Here is a 25,323-nt window from a genome sequence, read left to right as displayed (position 1 = left end):
TCAGCAAGGCAGCAGTCCCCTGGACACGGGTGCAATCCCAGCCGACGCGAGACCCTTCGCCGTCACCAACCGTTCGGTGCTCGCCATCGCCGTGCCGATGACGCTCGCCTACCTGACGACGCCGCTGCTCGGCATCGTCGACACGGCTGTGGTCGGGCAGTTCGGCGATGCCGCCCTGCTCGGCGGCCTGGCGGCCGGGGCGCTGGTCTTCGACGTGGTCTTCAGCACCTTCAATTTCCTGCGCTCCGGCACCACCGGCCTCGTCGCCCAGGCGTTTGGGCGCGGCGACGAACTGGAGGAGCAGGCGGTGTTCTGGCGCGCCGTGCTGATCGCGGTCGCCGCCGGCATCGTGCTTGTCGTCCTTGCGCCGCTGATTGCCATCGCCGGCCAGAAATTCATCGGCGGCGAAGCGCGCGTCGGCGAGGCGATGGGCGTCTATATCCACATCAGAATGCTCGCCGCCCCCTTCACGCTGATCAACTACGCCATCCTCGGCTATGTCCTTGGACGCGGCGAGGGCGGGCTTGGGCTGATGCTGCAGGCGGTGCTCAACGGCATCAACATCGTGCTTTGCATCCTGCTCGGCCTGAAGCTTGGCTGGGGCGTCGCCGGCGTGGCCTGGGCGACCGTCACCGGCGAATGTCTGGCCATGCTGCTGGGTCTCGCCATCGTTGTCTGGCGGTTCCGGGCCGCACCCCGCCTGCCGCGGCATCGCCTGCTCGACATGCCCGCTTTCCTGCGCATGCTGTCGCTCAACCGCGATATCATGATCCGCTCGTTCTCGCTGCTCGCCGCTTTCGCGCTGTTCACCCGCCAGGGCGCGCAGTTCGGCACGCTGACGCTGGCCGCCAATGCCGTGCTGATGAACTTCTTTCTCGTCGCCGGCTATTTCCTCGACGGTTTTGCCACAGCCGCCGAGCAGTTGGCGGGACGCGCGATCGGCGCACGCGCCGAGACGGCGTTCCGCCGGGCGGTGCGTCTGACCTTGTTCTGGGGGTTCGGCCTCGCCGGAACCGCGACGCTGATCTTCTGGCTCGGCGGCGCCGGCCTGATTTCTTTGATCACCACGTCGCAGGACGTTCGTGCTGCTGCCGACATCTATCTGCCGTGGGCGGCACTGACACCGTTGAGCGGCGTGCTGGCCTTCCAGATGGACGGCGTCTTCATCGGCGCCACGTGGTCGCGCGACATGCGCAACATGATGCTGGTGTCGTTCCTGGCCTTCAGCGCCGCATTGTTCAGCTTGGCGCCGTCTCTCGGCAATCGCGGCCTGTGGGCGGCGCTGCACGTTTTCCTGCTGGTGCGCGGCTTCAGCCTGCTGGCCATCCTGCGGCTCAGGCTGCGCACGGCTTTTTAGAGCGCCTTGGCAGCCCACTGATCGAGCCGGCTGTCGCGCAGTTCGCGCAAAGACGTCAGCCTTTCCTTTTCTGCAAAGCGCACCATGCCTGAAAGAATGCGGCCTGGCAGCGCGGGGCCGGCATAGATCATGCCGGTGTAGAGTTGCACCAGATCGGCGCCGGCGCGGATTTTTTCCAGAGCCGTCTCGGCAGAATCGACACCGCCGACGCCGATGATGGCGCACTCCGGCCCGAGCAGTTTGCGCATCTTGGCCAGCACGATCGTCGAGCGTTCGAACAGCGGCTTGCCGGAGAGCCCTCCGGTCTCGCTGGTGGTGCTACGCAATCCGGTCCGCGCCAGCGTCGTGTTGGAGACGATGACCCCGTCGATCTGCTTTTCGCTGACCTCGGCGGCGATGTCTTCAAGCTCGGCCTCGACCAGATCGGGCGCAATCTTGAGGAAGAGGGGCGGCTGCGCCGAAGCTGCTGCACGCACCGACATGACCCGAGACAACAGTTCGCCGAGCTGTTCGCGCGCCTGCATGGTGCGCAGGCCGGGCGTGTTGGGCGACGAGATGTTGACGGTGAGATAGCTGGCGTATTTCGCAAAACGGGAAACGCCCAACTCATAGTCACGGACACGATCGGCGCTGTCCTTGTTGGCGCCGATGTTGACGCCGACAATGCCGCCGCGTCCCTGGCGCGCGGCAAGGCGTTTTTCCGCCGCCTCGTGGCCCTCATTGTTGAAGCCCAGGCGGTTGATCACCGCATCATCCTCAGTCAGCCGGAAAATGCGCGGCTTCGGATTGCCGGCCTGCGGCAGCGGCGTCACGGTGCCGACTTCGGCAAAGCCGAAGCCGAGGCCAAGCAGCGCGTCGGGCACCTCGGCGTTCTTGTCATAGCCTGCGGCCATGCCGAGCGGATTGGGGAAGGCGATGCCACAGAGGCTGAGCTTCAACCTGTCGTCGCGCACCGTCCGCGCGCCGACCGGCAGACCGCATCGCAGCGCCGCGATCGACATGCCATGCGCCGTTTCCGGATCGAAGGTGAACAGCAGTTTCTGGCCGATGCGATCGAACACGATCATTCGGCCTCCAGCGCCGGGAATTGATGGGCGCCGTCGGCCCCGAGCGGCAGTGGCCGCACCCACAGCACGGCGCTCATATCGAGCACGCCATAGAGATGCGGGAACAGCGCGCCGCCCCGCGAGACCTCGTATTTCAGCGCGTCACCGAGCAGCGCCCCGTCGATGGCGATCAGCAGCAAATCCATCTGGCCGGCGAAATGCTTCGCCGCCGTCTCCCTGACCTGATCAGCGGTGGAGAAATGGATGAAGCCGTCGGCGATATCGATCGGAGCGCCGGTGAAACGGCCGTTTTTCTCGGCCTCGCGCCAAAGCGCTTCGGGCGCGATCTTGTAGATAATCTGAGACATGGTTGCGCTATAATCCGAACCGATCATGCGGGGAAGGGCAACTCGTCCGCATTTACGGCGCAAAGCTGTGATAGGTTGCGCATACTGGCTCGTGGAGGATGGAACATGCGTCTGCAGCACATACTGATCCCCGCCGCACTGGTCTCGCTGGTTGCGGCATCGGCCTGGTCCGAAGAGACCGACCGCTACCGGCTGGAAAAATCGGCCAACGGCTATGTCCGCATGGACACCCGGACCGGCGCCATGTCGATCTGCGAGGAGCGCTCCGGCCAGCTCGTCTGCAAGATCGCGGCCGACGAACGCGCTGCCTTCCAGGACGAGGTCGATCGTTTGCAGTCCTCGATGAAGGCCATGGACGAACGCGTCACCAGGTTGGAGAATTCGCTGTCGGCCCGTCTCGAATCGAAATTGCCGAGCGAAGAGGATTTCGACAAGACGATGAGCTATATGGAGCGCATGCTGCGCGGCTTCATGGGCATCGTCAAGGAGATGGACAAGGATAATGGCGACGGCGCCAAACTCAACTCGCAAAAGACCTGAACTGCCCGGCGGGGAAATGCCCCGTCCGGCCATTGCCGCTTGAAACAAAGCGCTTCGCCGCATAATCGTCCGGTCCCGTAAAAGCCGATAATCGATAAGGGATTTGGGAGGAAGATTTGCCGTCGGGTTACACCTTCGTCATTGCCGACGACCATCCGCTGTTCCGCGGCGCCTTGAAAGAGGCGCTTGCCGGCGTCGGCGATGTCGCCGCCATTCACGAGGCCGGCGATTTCGAAAGCGCCAAGGCCCTGGTCGTGGCCAATGAGGATGTCGACCTGGTGCTGCTCGACCTGTCGATGCCGGGCGCCAGCGGCCTGTCCGGTCTGATCGCGTTGCGCGGCATCCACCCGGCGGTGCCGCTGGTGGTGGTATCGGCCCACGACGACCCGGTGACCATCCGGCGCGCGCTCGATCTCGGCGCATCCGGCTTCATCTCCAAATCGGCCAGCATGGAGGAAATCCGCAGCGCTGTGCAATCGGTGCTGGTAGGCGATATCGCAGCCCCCGTCGGCATCGACCTCGGCGTCGAGCGCGACCCGGAAATATCCGACCTGATCAAGCGGCTGCAGGCGCTGACACCGCAGCAGACGCGTGTCCTCGGCATGCTGGCCGAAGGCCTGCTCAACAAGCAGATCGCCTACGAGCTCAGCGTCTCCGAAGCGACGGTCAAGGCGCATGTTTCGGCCATCCTGCAGAAGCTCGGCGTCGACAGCCGCACCCAGGCGGTGATCCAGCTGTCCAAGATCGGCAGCGATCCGTTGCAGCCAGCAGGCTAAAGCGCATCGCGCTGAACGGATTCATGCGACCCGCTTTAGCTCTTGTTCGATGCATGTCGTGGTCCCAGAACCGGGGCACACTTCTGGGCGACATGCATTGAACCCTACTCGGCCGCCGATGCCAGCGGCCTGACCCTTGCCATCATGGAACGCAGCACGGCCGGCTTCAGCGGCTTGTTGATCACCGGCACGTCCAGGGCGGCGGCAGCGGCACGGACCTCGGTGGAGCGGTCGGCGGTGACCAGCACGGCCGGCAGGTCCGAACCATGGATGTCACGCAGGCGGGCGATGATGTCGAGGCCGCTTCTGCCATCGAGATGATAGTCGGCAAGCACGATGTCGGGACGATCGGCCCTGCCAAAATCCTCCGAACCCGAAAACGTGCCGATGCTGCAGCCCCAGCCCTCGAGCAGAAGCCGCATGCCGTCGAGGATGCGGGCGTCGTTGTCGATGCACATGACGCGCAGGCCGGCCAGCGAATTCGCGGTGCGGGCAGGCGCCTTCGGCTCGACCTCGCGCCGCGGCGCCTCAACCGCCGCAACCGGCAGGATAACGGAAAAGCGCGTACCCTTGCCCGGGTTGGAAAAGATCTGGATCTCGAGCCGCAGCACCCGCGCGATGCGGTCGACGATGGACAGGCCAAGGCCGAGACCTTCGGCCTCGCGCACGCCTTCGTCCAGCCGGGTGAACTCGTTGAAGACCGTGTTCAGCTTGTCGCCGGCAATGCCGATGCCAGTGTCGATCACCTGGATTTCGGCGAGTTCGCCGCGCCGTCGCACGCCGACCAGGATGCGGCCATGGGGGGTGTATTTGATGGCGTTGGAGACCAGATTCTGGATCAGCCGGCGCAGCAGGTTGCGGTCCGTCAACACGCTGAGCGACGAGGCTATGATCGTCAGATCGAGTTTCTTTTCGGCGGCGAGCGGCTGAAAATCATTGCCGATCTGGCGCAGCAGCCCGTCCAGGCGGAAGGCGCTGTCGTCCGGCTTCATTGCGCCGGCGTCGAGGCGCGAAATGTCGAGCACGGCGCCCAGGATCGTCTCGACCGATTCGAGCGAGGATTCGATGTTGACGGCAGCCTTGCCCGCCGGCCCCTTGCCGGCTTTTTCGATCAGCGACGAGCAGTAGAGACGGGCGGCGTTCAAAGGCTGCAGGATGTCGTGGCCGGCGGCGGCGAGGAAGCGCGTCTTGCCCAGATTAGCCTCCTCGGCCAGCATCTGCGCCTGCGCCAGCTCCTCATTGACCCGGGTCAACTCCTCGTTGACTCTAGTCAGTTCGATGGTGCGCGTCTTGACCCGCTGCTCCAGCGATTCATTGGCCCGCTTCAGCGCCAAATCCTGTTCGACGCGTCCTGATATGTCGGCATAGGTGGCGACGATTCCGCCGTCCGGCATCGGGTTTGAGCGCAGTTCGAGGATGCGGCCGCTGGTCTTCAACTCCATCTGCCACGGGCTGACGAAACTGGTCAGCCGGTTGAGCATCGCCACGCGCTGGTCGGCCGGAATATCGCCGCGCTCGGCGAGGTGGCGCAGGATGCGGTCGAGCGAGACGCCGACCTGGCCCATCTCGTCGGGCAGGTCGAACAGCGCGCGATATTGTCTGTTCCAGCAGATCAGACGAAAATCGCGGTCGAATACGGTGATGCCCTGCTCCATCTGGTCGAGCGCGATCTGCAGCAGGTCGCGATTGTGCTGCAGCGCTTCGGTGGCGTCGTCGAGCAGGCGAAAGGCGTCCTTGGACTCGCGGTCGTTGCGGCGAAACAGCAGCGACAGGATCAGCCGCGCCGAAGACGAGCCGACCGCGCTCGCCAGCAGCTGCTCGGAAAAGCGGATGACATCCATGCTGGCCTGCTCATTGCCGTGCAGCGAGACGCCATTGCTTTTCTCGAAGGATTGGAAGGAGCGCTCGGTGCGCTCGACGCCGAGGTAGCGCGAGATGGTGTCCTTCAGCACGTTGACGGTGATGGCGGTGCGGAAGCGGCGCAGGCTGGGCATCGGGCCGGATTCGCGCGGCACGAAGATCGACGCCTGGATCCGCTCCAGCGGCACTGACGCGCGCGACAGCGAGCCGAGCACGAAGAACAGCGTGTTGACCGACAGGCTCCAGAGCACGCCGTGGTTCAACGGTTCGGCGACGGTGCCGAACAGAGCCTGCGGCCGCAGCGCCTCGAAACCGAACAACCCCTGCACGACGATGTCCGCGTCGGCTGCCGAGAGCGACGGCAAAAGCAGCGTATAGCCCCAGACGAGGATGCCGGCGACCATGCCAAGGGCCGCGCCGCGGCCATTGGCGCCGCGCCAGATCAGCCCGCCGATCAGCGCCGGCGCGAATTGGGCGATTGCCGCGAACGACATCAGGCCGATCGACGACAGCCGCGCCGAGTTGGTGCTTTCGCGGTAGTAGAGGAAGGCGATGAACAACAGGATGAAGATGGCGCCGCGCCGCACGTTGAGGATCAGCGTCGACCAATCCTCATTCTCAGAGGTCGTGGTCTTGAGCAGGCGGCGCACGAACAGCGGGATGACGAGGTCGTTGGAGATCATGATCGACAGCGCCACGCTTTCGACGATCACCATGGCGGTCGCCGCCGACAGCCCACCGATGAAGGCGGCCATGGCGAGGAAGTCATGGCCGCCGAACAAGGGCAGCGCCAGCACATAGAGGTCACTGGTGGTTTTGGCGCCGACCAGCGCCAGGCCGGCGAAGGCGATCGGCAGCACGAACAGGTTTATCGCCACGAGATAGAGCGGAAACACCCAGGTCGCGGTGCGCAGTTCGGCCTCGCCGCGGTTCTCGACGATGGTGACGTAGAACTGGCGCGGCAGCATGATAATGGCAAAGCCGCTCAGGCAAGTCAGCACCAGCCAGGTGGCGAGCGAGGTGTTGTAGCCCATGGCTTGCCGCACCTGGCTGTTTTCGGCCAGCTTGTCGATCATGTCGCCCGGGCCACCGAAGATCAGGAAGGTGACCATCAGGCCGATCGCCAGGAAGGCGGCGAGCTTGACCACGGTTTCGACCGCCACCGCCAGCACCAGCCCGTCCTGGTGCTCGGTGGCGTCGGCATGGCGGGTGCCGAACAGCACCGCAAACAGCGCCAAGAGCATGGCCACCACCAGCGAGATGTCGCTGACGAAGGGATCGAAGGAGGGCGGCGATCCCGTATAATGCTCGACCATCAGGCCGACCGAACCGGAGATCGCCTTCAATTGCAGTGCGATATAGGGCACCGCGCCGATGGTGGCGATCAGCGTGGCGATCGCCGAGACGGCAAAGCTCTTGCCATAGCGGGCGCCCAGGAAGTCGGCGATCGAGGTGATCTTCTCGCTCTTGGCCAGCCGCACGATGCGATTGAGCAGCGGAAAGCCGAACACGAACACCAGCACCGGGCCGGTATAGATGCCGAGAAATTCGAGGCCGCGCTCGGAGGACAGGCCGACCGAGCCGAAAAAGGTCCAGGAGGTGCAGTAGATGGCGAGGCTGAGTGCATACATGAAGGGCCGGGCGTGGCCGGGTCCCGACGCCGTCGACCGCCGGTCGCCAAGGCTAGCGATGGCGAACAGCAGCGTCACATAGGCGACTGCAATGATGACGATGAACCAGCCCTGCACGGCCCGAAAATCCTCCTCGGCCAGCTTTCACCCCGGCCTGCCCAGAGGCAATCACAGCTCTAAGGTCAAGTCCATCGCGGCTTTCGGCGCATGGTCGCGACGCTGCCCTGTCGAACCGTGAACCAAGGTAAGGAGAAAGCGGTGTTTTCCAGCTTTTGCTTCTGTTGCAACCGCAGGTTTTTGTTATGGTGCGCACGGGCCGACGCCGGAGGGACGGCGGCAGCGCGGTCCGTCATGACAAGGAGGGTCGAATGCTGAAAGAATTCCAGGAATTCATTTCCAAAGGAAATGTGATGGACCTTGCGGTCGGCGTCATCATCGGCGCGGCCTTCAGCAAGATCGTCGATTCTCTTGTCAACGACATCATCATGCCTTTCATCGGCGCACTTGGTGGCGTCGACTTTTCCAACTACTTCATAGGCCTCTCATCAACAGTGCATTCGACCAATCTTGCCGACGCGCGTAAGGAAGGCGCGGTGTTCGCCTACGGCAATTTTATCACCGTGGCGCTGAATTTCGTCATCCTGGCTTTCATCATCTTCCTGATGGTCAAGGCCGTGAACAACATGCGCAAGCGGCTCGAGCGGGAGAAGCCGGCCGCACCTGCGGCTCCGCCGCCGGCTGACGTCGCACTGCTCACCGAAATTCGCGATCTCCTCGCCAGGAAATAGACAAGGCCAGATTTCTGGACCAAAACCCCGGTCGTTCGCGGCCGGGGTTTTCTGTTGCCGCATCTGCTAAGACCATCCGCCAATGCATGTCGCCCAGAAGTGTGCAGCGGTTCTGGGATAACGACATGCATCAAAGCAGACATCAAAACGGATCTGTCCATGACCCTGATCGATAGCTTGCGCGGCGAAGCGGTGGCCGCCCCCGAAAGCGGCATTGTCGCCGTCGTCAATTACGGCCGTACGCGCGAGGGCATGATCCCGCTCTGGGCCGGTGAAGGCGATTTGCCGACGCCTGCCTTCATTTCGGAAGCCGCCGCCAAGGGGCTCGCCAATGGCGAGACCTTCTATACTTGGCAGAAAGGCATTCCGGAGCTGAGGCAAGCGCTTTCTCGCTACTATGCCAGGCATTTCGGCAAGAGCTTCGCCGAAGAGGAATTCATCGCCACCGGTTCCGGCATGCATGCCATTCAGTTGGCATTAGCCGCGGTCGCCGGCAGCGGCGACGAGGTGGTCTATCTCTCCCCGGCCTGGCCGAATTTCGCCGCCGCCGCCGGTATTTCCGGCGCTACCCCGGTTGCGGTCACGCTCGACCAGTCGGGCAATGGCTGGTCCTGCGATGTCGACAAGATTGCAGCTGCGGTGACGCCGCGCACCAAGGCGCTGTTCGTCAACACGCCATCGAACCCCACCGGCTGGACGGCCGATAAGGAAACGCTGCAGGCGATCCTGAATCTCGCCCGCCAAAAGGGCCTGTGGATCATCGCCGACGAGATCTATTCGCTGTTCCACTACGGCCACGGCCGTGCGCCGTCCTTCCTCGACATTTCGACCGCGGAAGACCGCATCCTGTTCGTCAACTCCTTTTCCAAGAACTGGGCGATGACCGGCTGGCGCGTCGGCTGGATCAAGACCCATCCCGAGCTGCAGCAGGTGTTCGAGAACCTGATCCAGTATTCGACCTCAGGCGTCGCCCAGTTCATGCAGCGCGGCGCCGTCGCGGCGCTGGACCACGGTGATGCGTTCATCGTCGAACAGGTTGAGCGGGCGCGAAAGGCGTGCGACCTGGTCTGCGATATTCTCGGCGCAACCGGCAAAGCGCGCTTCACCGTGCCGCAAGGCGCGTTCTATTTGTTTTTCACGGTCGACGGCATCACCGATCCGCGCCGGGCCGCTTTCGACATCGTCGACAAGGCCAATGTCGGCCTGGCGCCGGGCACCGCCTTCGGCCCTGGCGGAGAGGCGTTTTTGCGCCTGTGCTTCCACCGCCGCCTCGACCAGCTCGAGGAAGCGGCACATCGCTTGGCGGGATGGATGAGGACGGTTTGAGATAAATGGGCGGCGGCTTCAGCCGCCCGACTTCGGCACAAGCAGCGGCACAATCCGGTCGCTCTTGGCGACAGTGGGCCGCCCTGCGGAGCCATAGGGAATGCCGAGCGCATCCCATGTCTCGACCAGCGCGTCCTGAAGTCCCGCAATCAGCGCATCGGTATGGAACGGCGTCGGCGTGATGCGCAGCCGCTCGGTGCCGCGCGGCACGGTCGGATAGTTGATCGGCTGGATGTAGATGCCGTGCACGCCGAGCAGACGGTCGCTGGCCATCTTGCAGAGTTCGGGGTCACCGACCAGCACCGGCACGATATGCGTCGGCGATTCCATCACCGGCAGGCCGGCTGCAGAAAGAACCTCCTTGGTCCGCGATGCCTGCTGTTGCTGCGCATCGCGCTCGGCTTGCGAGCGCTTGAGGTGACGGATGGACGTGGTGGCGGCGGCGGCGATCGCCGGCGGCAGCGCCGTGGTGAAGATGAAGCCCGGAGCATAGGAGCGCACCGCGTCGATGACGGCGCTGTTGCCGGCGATATAGCCGCCCAGCGTGCCGAACGCCTTGGCCAGCGTGCCTTCGATGATGTCGATACGGTCGGCCAGCCCCTCGCGCTCGGTGATGCCGCCGCCGCGCGGTCCGTACATGCCGACGGCATGGACCTCGTCAATATAGGTCATGGCGTTGTAGCGTTCGGCCAGTTCGACGATCTGCTTGATCGGCGCGATGTCGCCATCCATCGAATAGACGCTCTCGAACACGATCAGCTTGGCGCGTTCGCGGCCCGCCACCTGCAGCAGGCTTTCGAGATGCGCGACGTCGTTGTGGCGGAAAATCTTCTTTTCGGCGCCCGAGCGCCGTACGCCTTCGATCATCGAGGCATGGTTCAACTCGTCCGAAATGATCAGGCAATTGGGCAAAAGCCGCGCAATGGTCGAGATCGAAGCCTCGTTGGAGACGAAGCCGGAGGTGAAGACCAGCGCCGCTTCCTTGTCGTGCAGGTCGGCCAGTTCCAGCTCGAGCTCGACGAGCGGGTTCGAGGTGCCGGAAATGTTGCGGGTGCCGCCGGCGCCCGAACCCATCTTGCCGGCTGCATTCTGGAACGCGGCAATGACATCGGGGTTCTGGCCCATGCCGAGATAGTCGTTGGAGCACCAGACGGTGATTTCCTCGGCGCGGCCGTTTGAACGCCAGATGGCGCGCGGAAACTTGCCGACAATGCGCTCGAGATCGGCGAAAACCCGGTAGCGCCGCTCGGCGTGGAGCTGGTCGATCGCTTCCTCGAAGAACCGCTGATAGTTCATGTCGCCTTCCCAGTTTTGCGCGGGATCATAATCGTTGGGCCATTCGTCGTCCACCGGGCCGTTTTGGTCAAAATGCCACGCCCCAAGCCTGTTCCTAACGATGCCAGATCGTGGCCTATTCCCTTGATGTGGATCAATTTTGTTTCCGTACGATGCCACAGGCCGGTGAGACTGTTACGGATTTAACATTCAGGCGTTTCTAATGGCCTTGCCGCAGGCTTTCCAGTAAGGCGGTGATTGAGACAGTTTCCGATAAATCATGAGTAAAAGAGGACGCGGATGACAGTTTTGGTAACGGGCGGCGCCGGCTATATCGGCAGCCACATGGTCTGGGAACTGCTGGATGCCGGCGAGAGCGTCGTCGTTCTCGACCGCCTTTCCACGGGCTTCGAATGGGCGGTAGCGCCGGAAGCCAAGCTTGTCGTCGGCGATGTCGCCGATAGGGAATTGGTCGGCCAGATCATCCGGGATAACAAGGTCGACGCGATCATCCACTTCGCCGGTTCCATCGTGGTGCCGGAATCGGTTGCCGATCCGCTCGCCTATTACGAGAACAACACCTCCAAGACCCGCACGCTGATCGAAACCGCCGTGCGCGAGGGCGTGCCGCATTTCATCTTCTCCTCGACCGCCGCCGTCTATGGCGGCGCCGGCCTGGAGCCGGTGCGTGAGGATGCCCGCCTGGCGCCGGAATCGCCCTACGGCCTGTCCAAGCTGATGAGCGAATGGATGCTGCGCGATGCAGCGCTTGCGCATCCCTTGCGCTACACGGCGCTGCGCTACTTCAACGTCGCCGGCGCCGATCCCAGGGGCCGGACGGGGCAGTCGACGCCTGGCGCCACGCATCTGATCAAGGTCGCCTGCGAGACCGCGCTCGGCAAACGCCCCTTCATGCAGGTGTTCGGCACCGATTATCCGACGCCGGACGGCACCTGCATGCGCGATTATATCCATGTCAGCGACCTGGCTGCGGCCCACCGGCTGGCGCTGCAGCGCCTGCGCGCCGGCGGCGGCAGCCTCGTCGCCAATTGCGGCTACAGCCACGGCTATTCGGTGCTCGAGGTCATCGACAGCGTGCGGCGCGCCTTCGGCCGGGATTTCGAGGTCAAGATGGGCGACCGGCGCCCCGGCGACGCCGCCGCCGTGGTTGCCAATTCGGACCTTGCACGCGCCGAACTCGGCTGGACCCCGCAACGCGACGACCTCGACCAGATCGTCGCCGATGCACTCGCCTGGGAGCGTATCCTCACCGGCAAGAACTCCGCGCGGGGCTGAGCCGGGCACTTCCGAGGGCTCGCAAGGCGCGCGGCGAAGCGCTATTGAAGCAATGGCGGTGCGGCGTGGAGGCGCTGTGCCGCGAAGAGGGGGTGGCATGAAGATAACGGTGCTTGGAGCCGGCGTTGTCGGTACCGCGGCCGCCTATTATCTGGCCGCCGACGGCCATGAGGTCACCGTGATCGAGCGCCATCCGGCGCCGGCGCGCGGCACCAGCCAGTCCAATGCCGGTCTGGTGTCGCCGGGCGACGCCACCGCCTGGGCCTCGCCGGCGGCGCTGAAGACCTTCCTGCGCGCTCTCTGGAACCATGATCTCGGCATCAAGGTCAGGCTGCGCTTCGACCCCTATTTCCTCGCCTGGAGCCTGCGCTTCCTGCGCCAGTGCACGGTGGAGCGCCTGCGCGCCAACAGCCAGGTCAAACTGCGCCTGGCGCTCTATTCGCGCGACTGCATCAACGCGCTCTCCGACGCCACCGGCATCCACTATGACGAGCGCAAGAAGGGCATTCTTTATTTCTTCCGCTCGCAGCACAGTCTCGACACCGGCACCGACAACTACCAGTTTCTGGCAAAGCATGGCCTACCGATCGAGATCGTCGGCCGCGACCGGCTGGTCGAACTTGAGCCCGGGCTCGCCGGAGTGAAGGTAAAGATCGCCGGCGGCGTTTATTCGCCAATCGACCAGACCGGGGATTCCAGGATATTCGTCGATGGGCTGGCCGCCTATGCCGCCGAAAAGCTCGGCGTCAGATTCCTGTTCGACACCACGGTCGAGGGGCTCGACATAGAGGGCGACTGGGTGCGTGCGGTCATGACGTCGGCCGGCCCGGTGACGGGCGACGCCGTCGTCATCGCCATGGGCCCCGAGAGCGGCCTGATCGGCCGCCGCTACGGTATCGACCTGCCCGTCTATCCGGTTAAAGGCTATAGCGCGACCATCCCGCTGGAGGACGAGAGCAAGGGACCGACCATGGGCGGCGCCGACGAGGACCGGCTGGTTGGTTACTCCAGGCTCGGAAACCGCCTGCGCATGTCCTCGACAGCCGAGTTCACCGGCTTCGACCGCAGCTTCAAGCCCAGCGACTGCAAGTCTATGCTGAGCACCGGCAAAGACCTTTTCCCTGGCGCTTTCGACGAGAAGAAGGCGCTGTTGTGGGCAGGTCTGCGGCCGATGATGCCCAACTCGGTGCCGGTCATCGGCAAGGCGAAATACAAGAACCTTTACCTCGACACCGGCCACGGCCATGTCGGCTGGACCATGGCCTGCGGCTCGGGCAAGTTCCTGGCCGACCTCGTCGCCGGCCGCAAGCCGGAGATCGACCCGCAAGGGCTGGTCTACGGGAACTGAGGGAGCTCTAGTCGTCGTGTTGGCATCGAGTCCATTCGCCGTGCACCCATTCGGCAAGCCATCCGCGCTCAAGCTGGCCAATCTGTGCCAAGTTTTCCTGCCTGGAGGTCAAATGGCCGAGACCGATAACTTCGAAATCTCCACAGTCCGCGGGATGATCATGTTCGCCGCAGGTCAGTTGCCACTCACCATCGAAATGATGAACGACCAGCGTCACCGGCCTCTCCGATCGAAAGACGTGCCCACATACAATTGCTCTGGTTTCCAACATTGAGGCCGTCACTGCGCAAAGTTAGACAAATATCGTACGACGATCTGGAAGATGCATCTGGCTGACAGATTCTACAAACCCTGAGTGACGAAATGTCGGGACCGCAAGTCGCTATCGACCTTGGCCGCATCGAGCGCAACGCCCGCACCATCGTCGAGCGCTGCGCGCTGTCCGGCATCAAGGTGTTCGGAGTTACGAAGGGCACATGCGGCATGCCGCAAGTGGCGCGGGCCATGCTGCGCGGCGGTGTTGCCGGCATCGCGGAATCGCGCTTCGAAAACATCCGCCGGCTGCGCGACAGCGGCATCAATGCGCCGGTCATGCTGCTGCGCAGCCCGCCCATGGCGCGCGTAGAGGAGGTCGTGCGCACCGTCGACATCAGCCTGCAGTCGGAACTGACCACCATCCGCGAGATATCGCGCATTGCCGAGCGCATGGGCCGCGTCCACGATATCATGCTGATGATCGATCTCGGCGATCTCCGCGAAGGCATCTGGCCAAGCGACCTGATCCCCACCGTCGAGCAGATCCTACAATTCAAGGGCGTGCGCATCGCCGGCATCGGCACCAATCTCGGCTGCTTCGGCGCCATAATGCCGACGCCGGAGAACCTTGGCCAACTCGTCGCCCATGCCTACAAAACCGAGCGCCTGTCCGGCAAAAGCCTCGACTTCATTTCCGGCGGCGCCTCGTCATCGCTGACGCTGCTGCTCGAAGGCAAGCTGCCGCCCGGCATCAACAATCTGCGCGTGGGCGAGGCGATCCTGCAAGGCGGTGTCGAAACCTTTCGCGACGTGCCGTGGCCCGAACTCGAACCCGATGCCTGCCGGCTGACCAGCGACATCATCGAGGTCAAACTCAAGCCTTCGCGGCCGATCGGCACATCCGGCTACGACGCCTTCGGCAACCAGCCGGTCTTCGCCGACGAGGGCGACCGGCTGCGCGCCATCGCCAATATAGGCCGCGAGGACGTGCTGGTCGAAGGGCTGACGCCGATCGCCAAGGGGTGAGGGTGCTCGGCGCTTCCAGCGACCATCTGCTGCTCGATGTGCAGGATGCCGATCCTCGGCCTACCGTCGGCGACCGTGTCGCCTTCCGCATGAATTATGGCGCCATGCTTCTGGCGATGACCTCGGAATATGTCGAGAAGGCGCCGATGCACGACGTCGCGGATTTCTCCGGCCGCAAGATGGTGTCGATCTCGGCCGAACCGGAAGCCGGCGGGATTATCGCCCGCGAGGGAACCGGCGCGCGGCTGGAGGCAATGAATTTCGACGTGGTCGAACTCGCCGACGTCGAGCGGCCGCCCTCGGGCCTCGTCCGTCTCGCCGCCGGCGCAGATCGCCGTATCGCCCACAAGGCGCTGACCGCAACGGCGCGCGCCACGCATTCCTTCGGCCTGATCTGGATCGATTCCCTCGCCGCCCTGATGCCCGAGGACGAGGAGGCCGAAGACATGCCTGAAGTCTCGGTGCTGGCCCGCGCGCTCGGTCTCGATCACAAGCCCGGCGCGCTGCAGCCGCAGCTGTCGCCGGAAAATGTCGTCATCGTCGGCCTGCGCCATGCCGATCCGGCGGAGGCAAGGGTGCTCAAGGATTCGCGTGTCTCGGCCTTCACCATGACCGACATCGACGCCATGGGCATGCGCGACCTCATGCATGAGGCGATCCGCATCGCGACGTCGGGCACGCAGGGCTTTCACGTCAGCTATTCGCCGACGGCGACCGAATTTACCGGCTGGGCTGCGGGCTCGGGCGGGCTGACGGTGCGCGAGACGCATCAGGCAATGGAGGCGATCTCGCTGTCCGGCGGTCTGCTGTCGATGGATGTTTCCGGGCTGACCGCCGGTCTGGAGCCGCGGATCGGCGCCGACGCCGTCAACTTCGTCATGTCGGCCTTTGGGAAGCGGATTTTGTGATCAGCCTTGCGCGTCGACTGCCGCGCGCCACGCGGTGACATAGGCCGCCCAGACCGGGTCGGTCTGCGGCTCAATTCTTTCGCCCTTGCCGTGCGTCACTGGCTGATCGGATGCGAGCAGTGCCGCGCCGATGCTGGTGCCGGTGGCCGCCTCGGAGGCGATGACGATGCGCGCGGTCGCTGCCGCCAGCATGCCGACAAAGAGCCGGTTGCGAGCAAACGGTCCTTCCACGGTGGTCGGGCCGTCGGCGCCGATCAGCTCGAGGCAGGTCGCCGTCATCAGTGCCAGATAGAAGGAAATGGCGGCGAACCGCTCGCCTTTGCTGATGCCCTCGGCACCAAGCCATGCCGCGGCATGGTGCGGGAACGGACCTGATCCCTGCTGGGTAGAAGGCAAAAGCAGCATCTTTTTTGTCAGAACGGCCAGCACCTCGCTGCCGCTGCAGTCCTGCGGCTTGTCCTTGGTCAGCTGGGAAAACTCGCGGCCACCCATGAACCGCGCCGAGGGGACGGGAGCGCCAAGCGCGCTGACATTGACCAGCGTGTCGCGCGCAGCATCGAGCGCAATCTCTCTGCCGCCGACCGCCATCGATACCACCCAGGTGCCGGTCGAGACGACCGAGAAGGGCGGCTCGTCGGACAGAAGATGCGGCAATAGGGAGGCGTTGGAATCGTGCAGTCCGCAGAAAACCGGGGTCTGCGGATCGAGCCCGGTGCGCGCGGCAAGCGCCGGCAGGATCGGGCCGAGCTGGTCCCTGGCCGGCCGCACCGATGCCATCAGCCTGCGCCAATCCAGCCTGTCGACCATCGAGGAAAAGTCCGCCTCCCAAGGGCTCCACAGATCGGTGTGGCAGCCGAGCGAGGTCACCTCGTTGGCGGCAACGCCGGTCAGGCGCAGCGCCCAGTATTGCGGATACATCAGCATCGCGGCGGCCCTGGCGAATTCGCTGGGAAAACGCTTCTCAAGCCAGAAGAATTGCGCACCGAGATTGAGGCCGAGCGGCAGGCGCGGCGTCCCGGTCTCAATGAAGGGCGGACGGATCGCACTATACTCTGTAGCCAGCCTGTCGGGGCCGTCGAACTCATAGTCGAGGACAGGCAGCACCAGTTCGCCCGCGGCGTCGACCAGCACGCCGGTCGCACCATGCGTGGTGATCGAAATCGCGTCGATACGCTGTTCGCGGTCGAGGCTGGCAAGGCTGTTGAGGATAAACGTCCACAGCGCCTCGACATCGTGATGCGGATAGGGCGCTTGTCGCAGCGGCGCGTTCGCCATGCGGCGCAACCCCACCTCGCTCAGCGTGACGAGATCGACCAGCGCCACCTTGGCGTTGGTCTTGCCGATGTCGATGACGGCGATGTGGCGCAGCGCACTCATGCCATATGGAACATTGTTTCCAGGGGGATGGCCACCGGTTGGTTGTCCGGCCTGGTCTCCATGATGTCGGCCATGTGCGCCCACCAGCGCTGCATCACCGGATGCTTCGGCAGGTCGGCCATGCCATGGTCGTCCCGCCGCCACAGCACGCCGAACAGGATGTTGGTGTCTTCATCGAGATGGATCGAATAATCGGCGACGCCGGCCTCTCTCAGCAGCGCCACCAGCGACGGCCAGATCTCATCGTGGCGCTTTTTGTACTCGGCTTTCATGCCGGGTTTGAGCTGCATCTTGAAGGCGTATTTCTCAGGCATCAGCTGTTACCACGCAGCTGTCGCCAGACGATCGGCAGCGCGATGACGAAGATCAAGAGCAGGCCGATGAAGATCGACATGACGATGCCGGGCACGTTGAGCAGGCCGAGGCCGAAGGTCACCAGCCCCATGATAAAGGCGGCGAGCACGACGCCAACAATGCTGCCGGAGCCGCCCAGAATGCTGACGCCGCCCAGCACCACCATGGTGATGACCTCAAGCTCGTAGCCCTGCGCGATGGACGGCCGCGTCGAGCCGAGCCGCGAGGTGATCAGCACCGAGGCGATGCCCGCCATCAGTCCGGTCATGCAAAACAGGATGAATTTGATGCGGCCGACGCGAACGCCGGAAAACTGTGCCGCGACCGGATTGTTGCCGATGGCAAAGACACGGCGGCCGAAGCTGGTGCGATGCAGCAGGAACCAGTAGGCGACGGCCGCGAGGAGGAAGAGCACCAGTTCGAACGACACCACCCACCAGACGTAACCCTGGCCCAAGAAAGCAAAACTCTCGGGATAGCCTTTGTAGGCCTGATCGCCCAGGATGATGAAGGCGATGCCGCGAAACAGGCTCATCGTGCCGATGGTGACGACGATGGAGGGCAGGCCGAGCCTTGTCACCAGGAGCCCGTTGAAGGCGCCGCAACCGAGCCCGACGACGATGCCGATAGCCACCAGCACCGGCGTGTCGGCGCCGGCCTGCACAGCCATGCCCATCATGGTCGAGGCGAGCGCTATGATGGCGGCGACCGACAGGTCGATCTCGCCCGAAATGATCAGCAGCGCCATCGCGAAGGCGATCAGGCCTTTCTCGGTGAAATTGAAAGTCAGATCCGACAGGGAGTAGGCGTCGAGGAAATAGGGCGAGGCGAAACTGTTGATGGCGAAGATGGCGACCGCCACGACGACCAGCAGCGCCTCCCAGGAAAAGATCGCCGAGGAGAGCGGCTTGTCGAGCCGGTCGGGAATGTGGCGCGGGGCGGGGGTGTCGGTCATGCCGCTTCCGCTTTCCTCAGGATAATCCGCCCCTGCTGACGTTCGCCACGCGCGTTGAGCACGACGGCCAGGATGATGGCGCTGCCTGAAATCGCCATCTGCCAGAAGGGCGAGATGTTGATGACGGGCAGCGCGTTGGAAATGATGCCGAGGAACAGCGCCCCTAACACCGCGCCCCCGACCGAGCCGATGCCGCCGGCAATCGAAATGCCGCCGATGACGCAGGCGGCGATGATGTTGAGTTCATAGCCGTTGGCGACCTCGACCGAGGCGATGACATAACGAGAAATCCAGAGATAACCGGCGAGCCCGCCGATCATGCCGGAAATGCAGAAGACGATGAATTTGGTTCGGCCGACATCGATGCCGGCATAGACCGACGCCGTCGGGTTGACGCCGATGGCATAGATCGAACGGCCAAGCGCGGTTCGCGTCATCACCACGAAGAACAGCGCGATGACCAGTATGGCGATCCAGGACAGAACCGGAATGCCCAGGAAAGCTGCGCGCTGGAAGCCGATGAACTCAGGGCTCATCTTGTCGGCATTGACCCATGCGCCGCCGGACAGGACGAAGGTGGCGCCGCGATAGATGGTGAGCGTGCCCAATGTCACCACGATCGAAGGGATGTTCAGCCGCCACACCAGCAGGCCGTTGATGGCGCCGAGCACCAGTCCGACGGCCAGCGCAATGACGATCAGCAGCGGGATCGGGATCGCCGGATGCGCGGCGTTCAGCATCGCCACCACCATGCCGGTGAAGCACAGGTTGGAGGCCATCGACAGGTCGATCGAGCGGGTCAGGATGACGACCATCTGTCCCAGCGCCAGGATCATCAGGATCGAGGTGTCGTTGAACACCTGGGCGAGATTGCCGGGGTCGGCAAAGGCCGGGAAGCGCGTCGAGATCAGAGCAATCAAAGCGACGATCGCCGCTGCCAGCCAGATCTCGCGGAATTTCAGGAGAGCCTTCATGCCGCGATCCCCGCTGCCGTCCGGACCAGCGTTTCGGCGTCCAGCCCCTTATTATCGTAGACCGCCGCAACCAGCCCTTCGCGCATGACGACGACGCGGTCGGACATGCCCAGAATCTCCGGCAGTTCCGACGACACCATGATCACCGACAGGCCCTGCGCGACGAGCTCGGCCATGAAGCCGTGGACGGCGGCCTTGGAGCCGATGTCGATGCCCTTGGTCGGCTCATCCAGGATGATCACCTTGGGCGCCGTCGCCAGCCATTTGGCGATGACGATCTTCTGTTGGTTGCCGCCCGACAGCGTGCCGACATCCTGGCTGAGCGAGGAGGCCCTGAGGTCAAGCCGCTCGGTGTAGGAGCGGGCGAGCGCGAATTCTTCCGACAATCGCAGCAGGCCGGATTTGGAGGTGCGCTTCAGCGAAGGCAGCGAGACATTCTGGAAGATCGGCAGGCCGATCACCACGCCCAGCTTGCCGCGCTCTTCCGGCACATAGACGATGCCGGCTTCGATGGAATCCGCCGCCGATTTCGGCGTGATCGTCTTGCCTTCCAGCGTGATCGTTCCACCCGATATGCGGGTGATGCCCGATATCGCCTGCATCACCTCTGACCGCCCGGCGCCGACAAGGCCGTAGAAACCGAGGATCTCGCCCTTGTGCAGTTCGAAGCCGATGTCGTTGAATTCGGTCGGGTGCGAAAGGCCAGCGACCGACAGCACCGGCGCGCCGATCTCGGCCTTGCGTTGCGGAAAGATGTGATCGACCGAGCGGCCGACCATCATGCGCACGATCTGGCTCTGGCCGGTATCCTTGATAAGGCCCTCGCCAACCATCTCGCCGTCGCGGAACACGGTGTAGCGATCGGCGATCCGATAGATCTCGTCGAACTTGTGGCTGATGAACAGGATCGCCTTGCCTTCCTCCTTGAGGAATTCGATCAGCAGGAAAAGCTCCTCGATCTCCTTCATCGAAAGGGCTGCGGTCGGCTCATCCATGATGACGATCTGCGCATCGATCGACATCGCGCGAGCAACCGCTACCAGATGCTTGTTGGCGATGCCGAGGTCTTTCAGCCGCGCATCGGCGTTGATATGGCCGGCATGCATGGTGTCGAGCACTTCGCGCGCGTGTTTTCGCATGGTGCGCCAGTCGATGGTGCCTAGCCGCGTGCGCGGCGCATGGCCGAGAAAAATGTTTTCGGCGACGCTCAGATCGTCGAACAGCACGGTTTCCTGATGAATGGCGGTGACGCCGTGGCCGAAGGCGGCATGCGCGCTGGGCAGGGTGACGGCCTGGCCGTCAATGCTGATCGTGCCGGCGTCGGGCTGGTAGATGCCGGTCATGATCTTGACCAGCGTCGACTTGCCGGCACCGTTTTCACCGATCAGCGCCGTAACCTGGCCGGGGTAAAGCGACAGGCTGACATTGTGCAGCGCGCGCACGCCGGGAAAGCTTTTGGAGACGCCGGACAGCGTCAGGCGCGGGGCAGGACCCGTGGGCTCCTCCTTCGCAATGCCGTGCTGGGCTGTCGTGTCCATATCCGTATCAAGCCCTGAAACAAGGTCCGTTTAAAGTCGCGGCGGGATTTTGGTCCCGCCGCGCTTGGTCCGAGACGTCCGAGATCAATAGATCTTGGAGAACTTTTCGATGTTGGACTTGTCGAACTGGAAGGGCGGAGCCATCGCAGCCGAGTTGCTGTCATCGAGCGTGACCTTGCCGACGCGGCCGATCGACAGCGTTGCGCCCGGCTTTGCCTCTTCCTTCTTCACCGCCAGATCATGAGCGAGGTAGACGGCGGAATAGCCGAGGTCGATCGGATTCCAGAGGGCAACCGCCTGGCTGGAACCGTTGTCGATGAACTTCTTGAACTCCGACGGCAGCGCCAGACCCGTGACATTGACCTTGCCGATCAGGTTCGCGTCGGTGACGACCTGGGCAGCGGCAACGACGCCGACGGTGGTCGGCGCGATGATCGCCTTGAGGTTCGGATAGGATTTCAGCAGGCCCTTGGCTTCGTCGGTGCTCTTGGCCGAATCGTCATCGCCGTAGACGGTGGCGACGAGTTTGATCTTGGGGAATTTCTCCGGCAGGATCTTCTTGGCCGCGTCGATCCAGGCGTTCTGGTTGGTCGCGGTCGACGAAGCCGACAGAATGGCGACTTCGCCGCCTTCCGGCAGATAGTCGGCGGCCAGCTTGATGATGGTCTCGCCGATCAGGCCGGTGTCGGACGGGTTGAGATGCAGCTGGCGGCCTTCCTTGGCGACGCCCGAATCCCACGAGATGACGGTGATGCCGCGCTCCATGGCCTTCTTCAGCACCGGCACCAGCGCGTCGGCGTCATTGGCCGAAATCGCAATGGCGTTGACCTTCTGCGCGATCAGCGAATTGACCACTTCGATCTGCGCTTCGGCGGTCGCCTTGGTCGGGCCGGTGTAGATGATGTCGACATCGCCGAGTTCCTTGGCCGCCTCTTCGGCGCCCTTGTTGGCGGCGTCGAAGAAGCCGTTGCCGAGCGACTTCACCACCAGCGCGATCTTGACGTTCTCGGCATAGGCGGCATTCACGAACATGGCGGCCGAGAACGCGGCCGTCACCATCAATTTCTTCAGAAAGCTCATCGTATTTCCTCCCTTGAGCGTTGCATTCCATCGTCGCTGCGGTTGGCCTCAGGCCTGCAGCGAGGATTCTTCCTTTGCCGACTTGCGGGCGACGATCAGCGTCACACCCGCGGCCTCCAGCATGTTGGCTTCGCGATCCTCGATGCCGTCATCGGTGATGACGGTGGCGATGCGCTTGAGCCCGCACAGGATCAGGCTCGAGCGCTGGCGGAATTTCGATGAGTCGACCAGCACCACCAGTTCGTCGGCCTGGTCGATCAGTTTCTGCTCCGCCTGGATCAGCAGCGGGTCGCCTTCCATCAGGCCAAGCGGCCCGAGCCCTTGAGCGCCCATGAACATGCGGCGCGCGTAGAAATTACGCGTCACGTCATTGTCGAAGGGCGAGAGGATGATGTTCTGCTCGCGGTAGATGGTGCCGCCCGACAGCATGACGGTGTTCTTCGAATGCTTGAGCAGGTGCTCGGCGATGGGGAACGAATTGGTGAAGATCGGCATGCGGCGTCCGGTCAGGAAATGCACCATCTGGAAGGTGGTGGTGCCGCCATTGATGATGATCGGTTCGCCGTCCTTGCACAGCTCCACCGCTTCGCGCGCAATCGCGCGCTTCTGCGAAGCGTTAAGCGTTTCGTTGACGGAAAAGGGCCGGCCGGCGAGGCCGATGAACTGCGGTGGCGAGATCGCCTCGGCGCCGCCACGCACGCGACGCAGGCGCTTTTGCACATGAAGAGCCGCGATATCGCGCCGGATCGTCGCCTCGGAGGAGTCCGTCAGGTCGACCATCTCCTGCACCGTCACCACAGGCTTTTCCTGGACGGCGGACAGAATGATCCTGTGGCGCTCTTTTTCGTGCATGGTTCCTCCCTGCATGGTCATGAGGCACTAGAAAACCACCAGTGTCAATCATTTCCGCTCATATAATTTCATTGTGCAGTGCAATATGATCGATCTTGATCGTTTATGATTGACAACCGAGATGCTTGCGTAGACATTTCCGGCAAAATGGACCGCGCCTTTTGCGTCCCAGGGAGGATAATCATGCTCGACAAGCGCTCCGGCTCGCGCCTTGCCAACCTTTGGGACGATGCTAAAGCCAAGGGGCTGAGCGAGCCTGAGCTTCTGGTCTATCGCTCCAACACGCTCGGCTCCGACAAGCGTGTCACCAATTATGGCGGCGGCAACACCTCGTCCAAGATCCGGCAGAAGGACCCGCTCTCCGGCGCCGAAGTCGAAGTGCTATGGGTCAAGGGCTCGGGCGGCGACAGCGCCTCGATCAAGCTGGACGGTTTCGCCACGCTTTACATGGACAAACTGCAGGCGCTGAAAGGCCTTTATCGCGGCGTCGCGCATGAGGACGAGATGGTGGGCTATCTTCCCCACTGCACCTTCAATCTCAACCCGCGCGCGGCCTCGATCGACACGCCGCTGCACGCCTATGTGCCGAAGCCGTTCGTCGATCACATGCATCCCGATGCCATTATCGCGATTGCCGCGGCCAAGGGTTCCAAGGCGTTGACCAAGGAGATCTTCGGTGACGCCATCGGCTGGCTGCCGTGGAAGCGGCCGGGCTTCGAACTTGGCCTGTGGCTGGAGAAATTCTGCGTCGAACACCCCGAGGCCAAGGGCGTCATCCTCGAAAGCCACGGCCTGTTCACCTGGGGCGACACACCCAAGGAGTGCTATGAGACGACGATCTCGGTCATCAACCAGGCGATCGAGTGGTTCGAGCGCCGCTCCGAGGGTCTCGCCATCTTCGGCGGCGAAGTCGTCAAATCGCTCGACGCCGCTGAGCGCCGCGCCATCGCGGCGAGACTGATGCCGAGGATTCGCGGCCTGATTTCGGAGAAGAGCCACAAGCTCGGCCATTTCGACGATTCCGCCGCCGTGCTCGAATTCGTCAACTCCAGGGATTTGCGCCCGCTGGCGGCGCTCGGCACTTCATGCCCGGATCATTTCCTGCGCACAAAAATTCGCCCGCTGGTTATCGAGTTCGACCCAGCGAAGCCCGACGTCGAAGCCGTTATCGCCCGACTCGCCGACGATATTGCTGAGTACCGTGTCGGCTACCAGGCCTATTACGACAGCTGCAAGCATCCGGACTCGCCCCCGATCCGTGACCCCAACGCCGTGGTCTACCTGATGCCCGGCGTCGGCATGTTCACCTTCGCCGGCGACAAGGCCACCGCCCGCATCTCTGGCGAATTCTACGTCAACGCCATCAATGTCATGCGCGGGGCCTCGACCGTTTCGTCCTATGTCGGCCTGCCGGCGCAGGAGGCCTTCGACATCGAATACTGGCTGCTCGAGGATTTGAAGCTGCAGCGCATGCCGAAGCCGAAGTCGCTCGCCGGCCAAATCGCGCTGGTCACCGGCGGCGCCGGCGGCATCGGCCGCGCCACCGCCAATCGCCTGCTGCGCGAAGGCGCCTGCGTCGTGCTGGCCGATATCGACGAGACCGCACTTGCCAACGCCAACGACGAACTGGCGAAAGCCTATGGCAAGGACTTCGTCCGGCCGGTGCTGATCAACGTCACCGCGGAGGAGCAGGTGATTTCCGGCTTCGCCCAGACAGCCGTCGAGTTCGGCGGCATTGATATTCTCGTCTCCAACGCAGGCCTCGCCTCCTCGGCGCCGATCGAGGAGACGACGCTGGCGCTGTGGAACAAGAACATGGACATATTGTCGACCGGCTATTTCCTGGTCTCGCGCGAAGCCTTCCGGCTGTTCCGGGCCCAGAAGATCGGCGGCAATGTCGTCTTCGTCGCCTCCAAGAACGGTCTTGCCGCGTCACCCAATGCCGCCGCCTATTGCACCGCCAAGGCGGCCGAAATCCATCTCGCCCGCTGCCTGGCGCTGGAAGGCGCGGAAGCCCAGATCCGGGTCAACGTCGTCAATCCGGACGCCGTGCTGCGCGGTTCGAAGATCTGGACCGGCGAGTGGAAGGAACAGCGCGCCGCCGCCTACAAGATGTCGACCGACGATCTGGAAGAACACTACCGCTCGCGCTCGATGCTGAAGCGCTCGGTGTTTCCCGAAGACATCGCCGAAGCGATCTATTTCCTGGCGTCCGACATGTCGGCCAAATCCACCGGCAACATCATCAACGTCGACGCCGGCAACGCGCAGAGCTTTACGCGCTGAGTTAAGGGCGGAGCGCTTCTCTTCTCCCCGTCACTATACGGGGAGAAGGTGGCCCGAAGGGCCGGATGAAGGGCAGCGCTGACTGAACGCATTGGGAGGAATAGCAC

At 63.4% G+C, this 25,323-nt stretch carries 22 protein-coding genes; 10 read left to right on the top strand and 12 right to left on the bottom strand.

The window, feature by feature from the left end:
* The first annotated feature begins 19 nt into the window (after positions 1 to 19).
* On the top strand, positions 20 to 1,357 hold the full coding sequence (locus tag NKL04_RS21105; RefSeq protein ID WP_023699522.1) for an MATE family efflux transporter: 1,338 nt from the start codon (positions 20 to 22) through the stop codon (positions 1,355 to 1,357).
* On the opposite strand, the gene NKL04_RS21100 is transcribed toward NKL04_RS21105, so the two are convergent.
* Positions 1,354 to 2,424: a quinone-dependent dihydroorotate dehydrogenase gene (locus NKL04_RS21100; protein WP_023699523.1), complete on the bottom strand. Its 1,071-nt coding sequence runs from the start codon at positions 2,422 to 2,424 to the stop codon at positions 1,354 to 1,356. The two genes, NKL04_RS21105 and NKL04_RS21100, sit on opposite strands and share 4 nt — an antisense overlap.
* A complete protein-coding gene (locus tag NKL04_RS21095; protein WP_023669645.1) occupies positions 2,421 to 2,771 on the bottom strand; it encodes a DUF952 domain-containing protein in 351 nt (116 codons plus the stop codon). Before NKL04_RS21095 ends, NKL04_RS21100 begins: the two co-directional genes overlap by 4 nt.
* Positions 2,772 to 2,876: 105 nt before the next feature.
* Here NKL04_RS21095 and NKL04_RS21090 point away from each other — a divergent pair, with 105 nt between their 5' ends.
* On the top strand, positions 2,877 to 3,311 hold the full coding sequence (locus tag NKL04_RS21090; protein ID WP_023669646.1) for a hypothetical protein: 435 nt from the start codon (positions 2,877 to 2,879) through the stop codon (positions 3,309 to 3,311).
* A 116-nt stretch (positions 3,312 to 3,427) separates the two neighbouring features.
* Entirely contained in the window at positions 3,428 to 4,087 is a 660-nt protein-coding gene (locus NKL04_RS21085) for a response regulator transcription factor (protein WP_023681935.1), read from the top strand.
* 104 nt (positions 4,088 to 4,191) lie between these two features.
* Here NKL04_RS21085 and NKL04_RS21080 read toward each other — a convergent pair whose 3' ends face one another.
* Positions 4,192 to 7,695 (bottom strand): PAS domain-containing hybrid sensor histidine kinase/response regulator, encoded by a 3,504-nt coding sequence (locus tag NKL04_RS21080; RefSeq protein ID WP_023699524.1) that lies wholly within the window; start codon positions 7,693 to 7,695, stop codon positions 4,192 to 4,194.
* A 251-nt stretch (positions 7,696 to 7,946) separates the two neighbouring features.
* Here NKL04_RS21080 and mscL point away from each other — a divergent pair, with 251 nt between their 5' ends.
* Together mscL and NKL04_RS21070 are read left to right on the top strand one after the other, a co-directional pair.
* On the top strand, positions 7,947 to 8,366 hold the full coding sequence (gene mscL / locus NKL04_RS21075; protein WP_023681933.1) for a large conductance mechanosensitive channel protein MscL: 420 nt from the start codon (positions 7,947 to 7,949) through the stop codon (positions 8,364 to 8,366).
* Positions 8,367 to 8,525: 159 nt separating this feature from the next.
* Positions 8,526 to 9,692, top strand: coding sequence for a pyridoxal phosphate-dependent aminotransferase (locus tag NKL04_RS21070; protein WP_023699525.1), 1,167 nt, complete (start codon positions 8,526 to 8,528; stop codon positions 9,690 to 9,692).
* 18 nt (positions 9,693 to 9,710) lie between these two features.
* Here the strand turns inward: NKL04_RS21070 and hemA are convergent, their stop codons facing one another.
* Positions 9,711 to 10,988 carry a 5-aminolevulinate synthase gene (hemA, locus tag NKL04_RS21065; protein WP_023699526.1) on the bottom strand — a complete coding sequence of 426 codons (1,278 nt, stop codon included), beginning with the start codon at positions 10,986 to 10,988 and terminating at the stop codon, positions 9,711 to 9,713.
* A gap of 279 nt (positions 10,989 to 11,267) precedes the next feature.
* Between hemA and galE the strand changes: the two genes are divergently transcribed.
* Together galE and NKL04_RS21055 are read left to right on the top strand one after the other, a co-directional pair.
* Positions 11,268 to 12,263: a UDP-glucose 4-epimerase GalE gene (galE, locus tag NKL04_RS21060; protein WP_023669652.1), complete on the top strand. Its 996-nt coding sequence runs from the start codon at positions 11,268 to 11,270 to the stop codon at positions 12,261 to 12,263.
* Between the two features lie 97 nt (positions 12,264 to 12,360).
* Entirely contained in the window at positions 12,361 to 13,611 is a 1,251-nt protein-coding gene (locus NKL04_RS21055) for a D-amino acid dehydrogenase (RefSeq protein ID WP_023699527.1), read from the top strand.
* A gap of 7 nt (positions 13,612 to 13,618) precedes the next feature.
* On the opposite strand, the gene NKL04_RS21050 is transcribed toward NKL04_RS21055, so the two are convergent.
* Positions 13,619 to 13,828, bottom strand: a complete 210-nt coding sequence (locus tag NKL04_RS21050; protein ID WP_031203497.1) for a hypothetical protein — start codon at positions 13,826 to 13,828, stop codon at positions 13,619 to 13,621.
* Between the two features lie 146 nt (positions 13,829 to 13,974).
* Between NKL04_RS21050 and NKL04_RS21045 the strand changes: the two genes are divergently transcribed.
* Positions 13,975 to 14,892: an alanine/ornithine racemase family PLP-dependent enzyme gene (locus NKL04_RS21045; protein ID WP_352724334.1), complete on the top strand. Its 918-nt coding sequence runs from the start codon at positions 13,975 to 13,977 to the stop codon at positions 14,890 to 14,892.
* A 2-nt stretch (positions 14,893 to 14,894) separates the two neighbouring features.
* The gene (locus tag NKL04_RS21040) at positions 14,895 to 15,800 is read left to right on the top strand and encodes an arginase family protein (RefSeq protein ID WP_352724332.1); all 906 of its coding nucleotides are present in this window, start codon (positions 14,895 to 14,897) and stop codon (positions 15,798 to 15,800) included.
* Here the strand turns inward: NKL04_RS21040 and NKL04_RS21035 are convergent, their stop codons facing one another.
* From NKL04_RS21035 to NKL04_RS21005, 7 genes are all read right to left on the bottom strand, one after another.
* Positions 15,801 to 17,177, bottom strand: coding sequence for an FGGY-family carbohydrate kinase (locus NKL04_RS21035; RefSeq protein ID WP_023699529.1), 1,377 nt, complete (start codon positions 17,175 to 17,177; stop codon positions 15,801 to 15,803).
* The gene (rhaM, locus tag NKL04_RS21030) at positions 17,174 to 17,491 is read right to left on the bottom strand and encodes an L-rhamnose mutarotase (RefSeq protein ID WP_023681927.1); all 318 of its coding nucleotides are present in this window, start codon (positions 17,489 to 17,491) and stop codon (positions 17,174 to 17,176) included. The genes NKL04_RS21035 and rhaM overlap by 4 nt, the downstream gene beginning before the upstream one ends.
* Positions 17,491 to 18,486 (bottom strand): ABC transporter permease, encoded by a 996-nt coding sequence (locus tag NKL04_RS21025; RefSeq protein WP_023699530.1) that lies wholly within the window; start codon positions 18,484 to 18,486, stop codon positions 17,491 to 17,493. Before NKL04_RS21025 ends, rhaM begins: the two co-directional genes overlap by 1 nt.
* Positions 18,483 to 19,460, bottom strand: a complete 978-nt coding sequence (locus tag NKL04_RS21020) for an ABC transporter permease (protein WP_023699531.1) — start codon at positions 19,458 to 19,460, stop codon at positions 18,483 to 18,485. The genes NKL04_RS21025 and NKL04_RS21020 overlap by 4 nt, the downstream gene beginning before the upstream one ends.
* Positions 19,457 to 20,998, bottom strand: a complete 1,542-nt coding sequence (locus tag NKL04_RS21015) for a sugar ABC transporter ATP-binding protein (protein ID WP_023732398.1) — start codon at positions 20,996 to 20,998, stop codon at positions 19,457 to 19,459. Before NKL04_RS21015 ends, NKL04_RS21020 begins: the two co-directional genes overlap by 4 nt.
* Positions 20,999 to 21,082: 84 nt before the next feature.
* Positions 21,083 to 22,078 carry a rhamnose ABC transporter substrate-binding protein gene (rhaS, locus tag NKL04_RS21010; RefSeq protein ID WP_023669661.1) on the bottom strand — a complete coding sequence of 332 codons (996 nt, stop codon included), beginning with the start codon at positions 22,076 to 22,078 and terminating at the stop codon, positions 21,083 to 21,085.
* 48 nt (positions 22,079 to 22,126) lie between these two features.
* A complete protein-coding gene (locus tag NKL04_RS21005; protein WP_023669662.1) occupies positions 22,127 to 22,930 on the bottom strand; it encodes a DeoR/GlpR family DNA-binding transcription regulator in 804 nt (267 codons plus the stop codon).
* A 183-nt stretch (positions 22,931 to 23,113) separates the two neighbouring features.
* On the opposite strand from NKL04_RS21005, the gene NKL04_RS21000 reads away from it, so the two are divergent.
* Positions 23,114 to 25,216, top strand: coding sequence for a bifunctional rhamnulose-1-phosphate aldolase/short-chain dehydrogenase (locus NKL04_RS21000; RefSeq protein WP_023669663.1), 2,103 nt, complete (start codon positions 23,114 to 23,116; stop codon positions 25,214 to 25,216).
* The last annotated feature ends 107 nt before the right edge of the window (positions 25,217 to 25,323 follow it).

Origin of the sequence: Mesorhizobium sp. C264A (genome assembly GCF_040324515.1) — a bacterium.
Taxonomy (GTDB): domain Bacteria; phylum Pseudomonadota; class Alphaproteobacteria; order Rhizobiales; family Rhizobiaceae; genus Mesorhizobium.
The sequence above is the reverse complement of the archived record's forward strand: the minus strand, read 5'-3'. Positions and strand labels throughout refer to the sequence as shown.

What these genes read in the sequence shown, in the direction of transcription:
- NKL04_RS21100 (WP_023699523.1), bottom strand. Translation starts at nt 2,424, where the DNA reads ATGATCGTGTTCGATCGCATCGGCCAGAAACTGCTGTTCACCTTCGAT.
- NKL04_RS21095 (WP_023669645.1), bottom strand. Translation starts at nt 2,771, where the DNA reads ATGTCTCAGATTATCTACAAGATCGCGCCCGAAGCGCTTTGGCGCGAG.
- NKL04_RS21090 (WP_023669646.1), top strand. Translation starts at nt 2,877, where the DNA reads ATGCGTCTGCAGCACATACTGATCCCCGCCGCACTGGTCTCGCTGGTT.
- mscL (WP_023681933.1), top strand. Translation starts at nt 7,947, where the DNA reads ATGCTGAAAGAATTCCAGGAATTCATTTCCAAAGGAAATGTGATGGAC.
- NKL04_RS21070 (WP_023699525.1), top strand. Translation starts at nt 8,526, where the DNA reads ATGACCCTGATCGATAGCTTGCGCGGCGAAGCGGTGGCCGCCCCCGAA.
- hemA (WP_023699526.1), bottom strand. Translation starts at nt 10,988, where the DNA reads ATGAACTATCAGCGGTTCTTCGAGGAAGCGATCGACCAGCTCCACGCC.
- galE (WP_023669652.1), top strand. Translation starts at nt 11,268, where the DNA reads ATGACAGTTTTGGTAACGGGCGGCGCCGGCTATATCGGCAGCCACATG.
- NKL04_RS21055 (WP_023699527.1), top strand. Translation starts at nt 12,361, where the DNA reads ATGAAGATAACGGTGCTTGGAGCCGGCGTTGTCGGTACCGCGGCCGCC.
- NKL04_RS21045 (WP_352724334.1), top strand. Translation starts at nt 13,975, where the DNA reads ATGTCGGGACCGCAAGTCGCTATCGACCTTGGCCGCATCGAGCGCAAC.
- NKL04_RS21035 (WP_023699529.1), bottom strand. Translation starts at nt 17,177, where the DNA reads ATGAGTGCGCTGCGCCACATCGCCGTCATCGACATCGGCAAGACCAAC.
- rhaM (WP_023681927.1), bottom strand. Translation starts at nt 17,491, where the DNA reads ATGCCTGAGAAATACGCCTTCAAGATGCAGCTCAAACCCGGCATGAAA.
- NKL04_RS21025 (WP_023699530.1), bottom strand. Translation starts at nt 18,486, where the DNA reads ATGACCGACACCCCCGCCCCGCGCCACATTCCCGACCGGCTCGACAAG.
- NKL04_RS21020 (WP_023699531.1), bottom strand. Translation starts at nt 19,460, where the DNA reads ATGAAGGCTCTCCTGAAATTCCGCGAGATCTGGCTGGCAGCGGCGATC.
- NKL04_RS21015 (WP_023732398.1), bottom strand. Translation starts at nt 20,998, where the DNA reads ATGGACACGACAGCCCAGCACGGCATTGCGAAGGAGGAGCCCACGGGT.
- rhaS (WP_023669661.1), bottom strand. Translation starts at nt 22,078, where the DNA reads ATGAGCTTTCTGAAGAAATTGATGGTGACGGCCGCGTTCTCGGCCGCC.
- NKL04_RS21005 (WP_023669662.1), bottom strand. Translation starts at nt 22,930, where the DNA reads ATGCACGAAAAAGAGCGCCACAGGATCATTCTGTCCGCCGTCCAGGAA.
- NKL04_RS21000 (WP_023669663.1), top strand. Translation starts at nt 23,114, where the DNA reads ATGCTCGACAAGCGCTCCGGCTCGCGCCTTGCCAACCTTTGGGACGAT.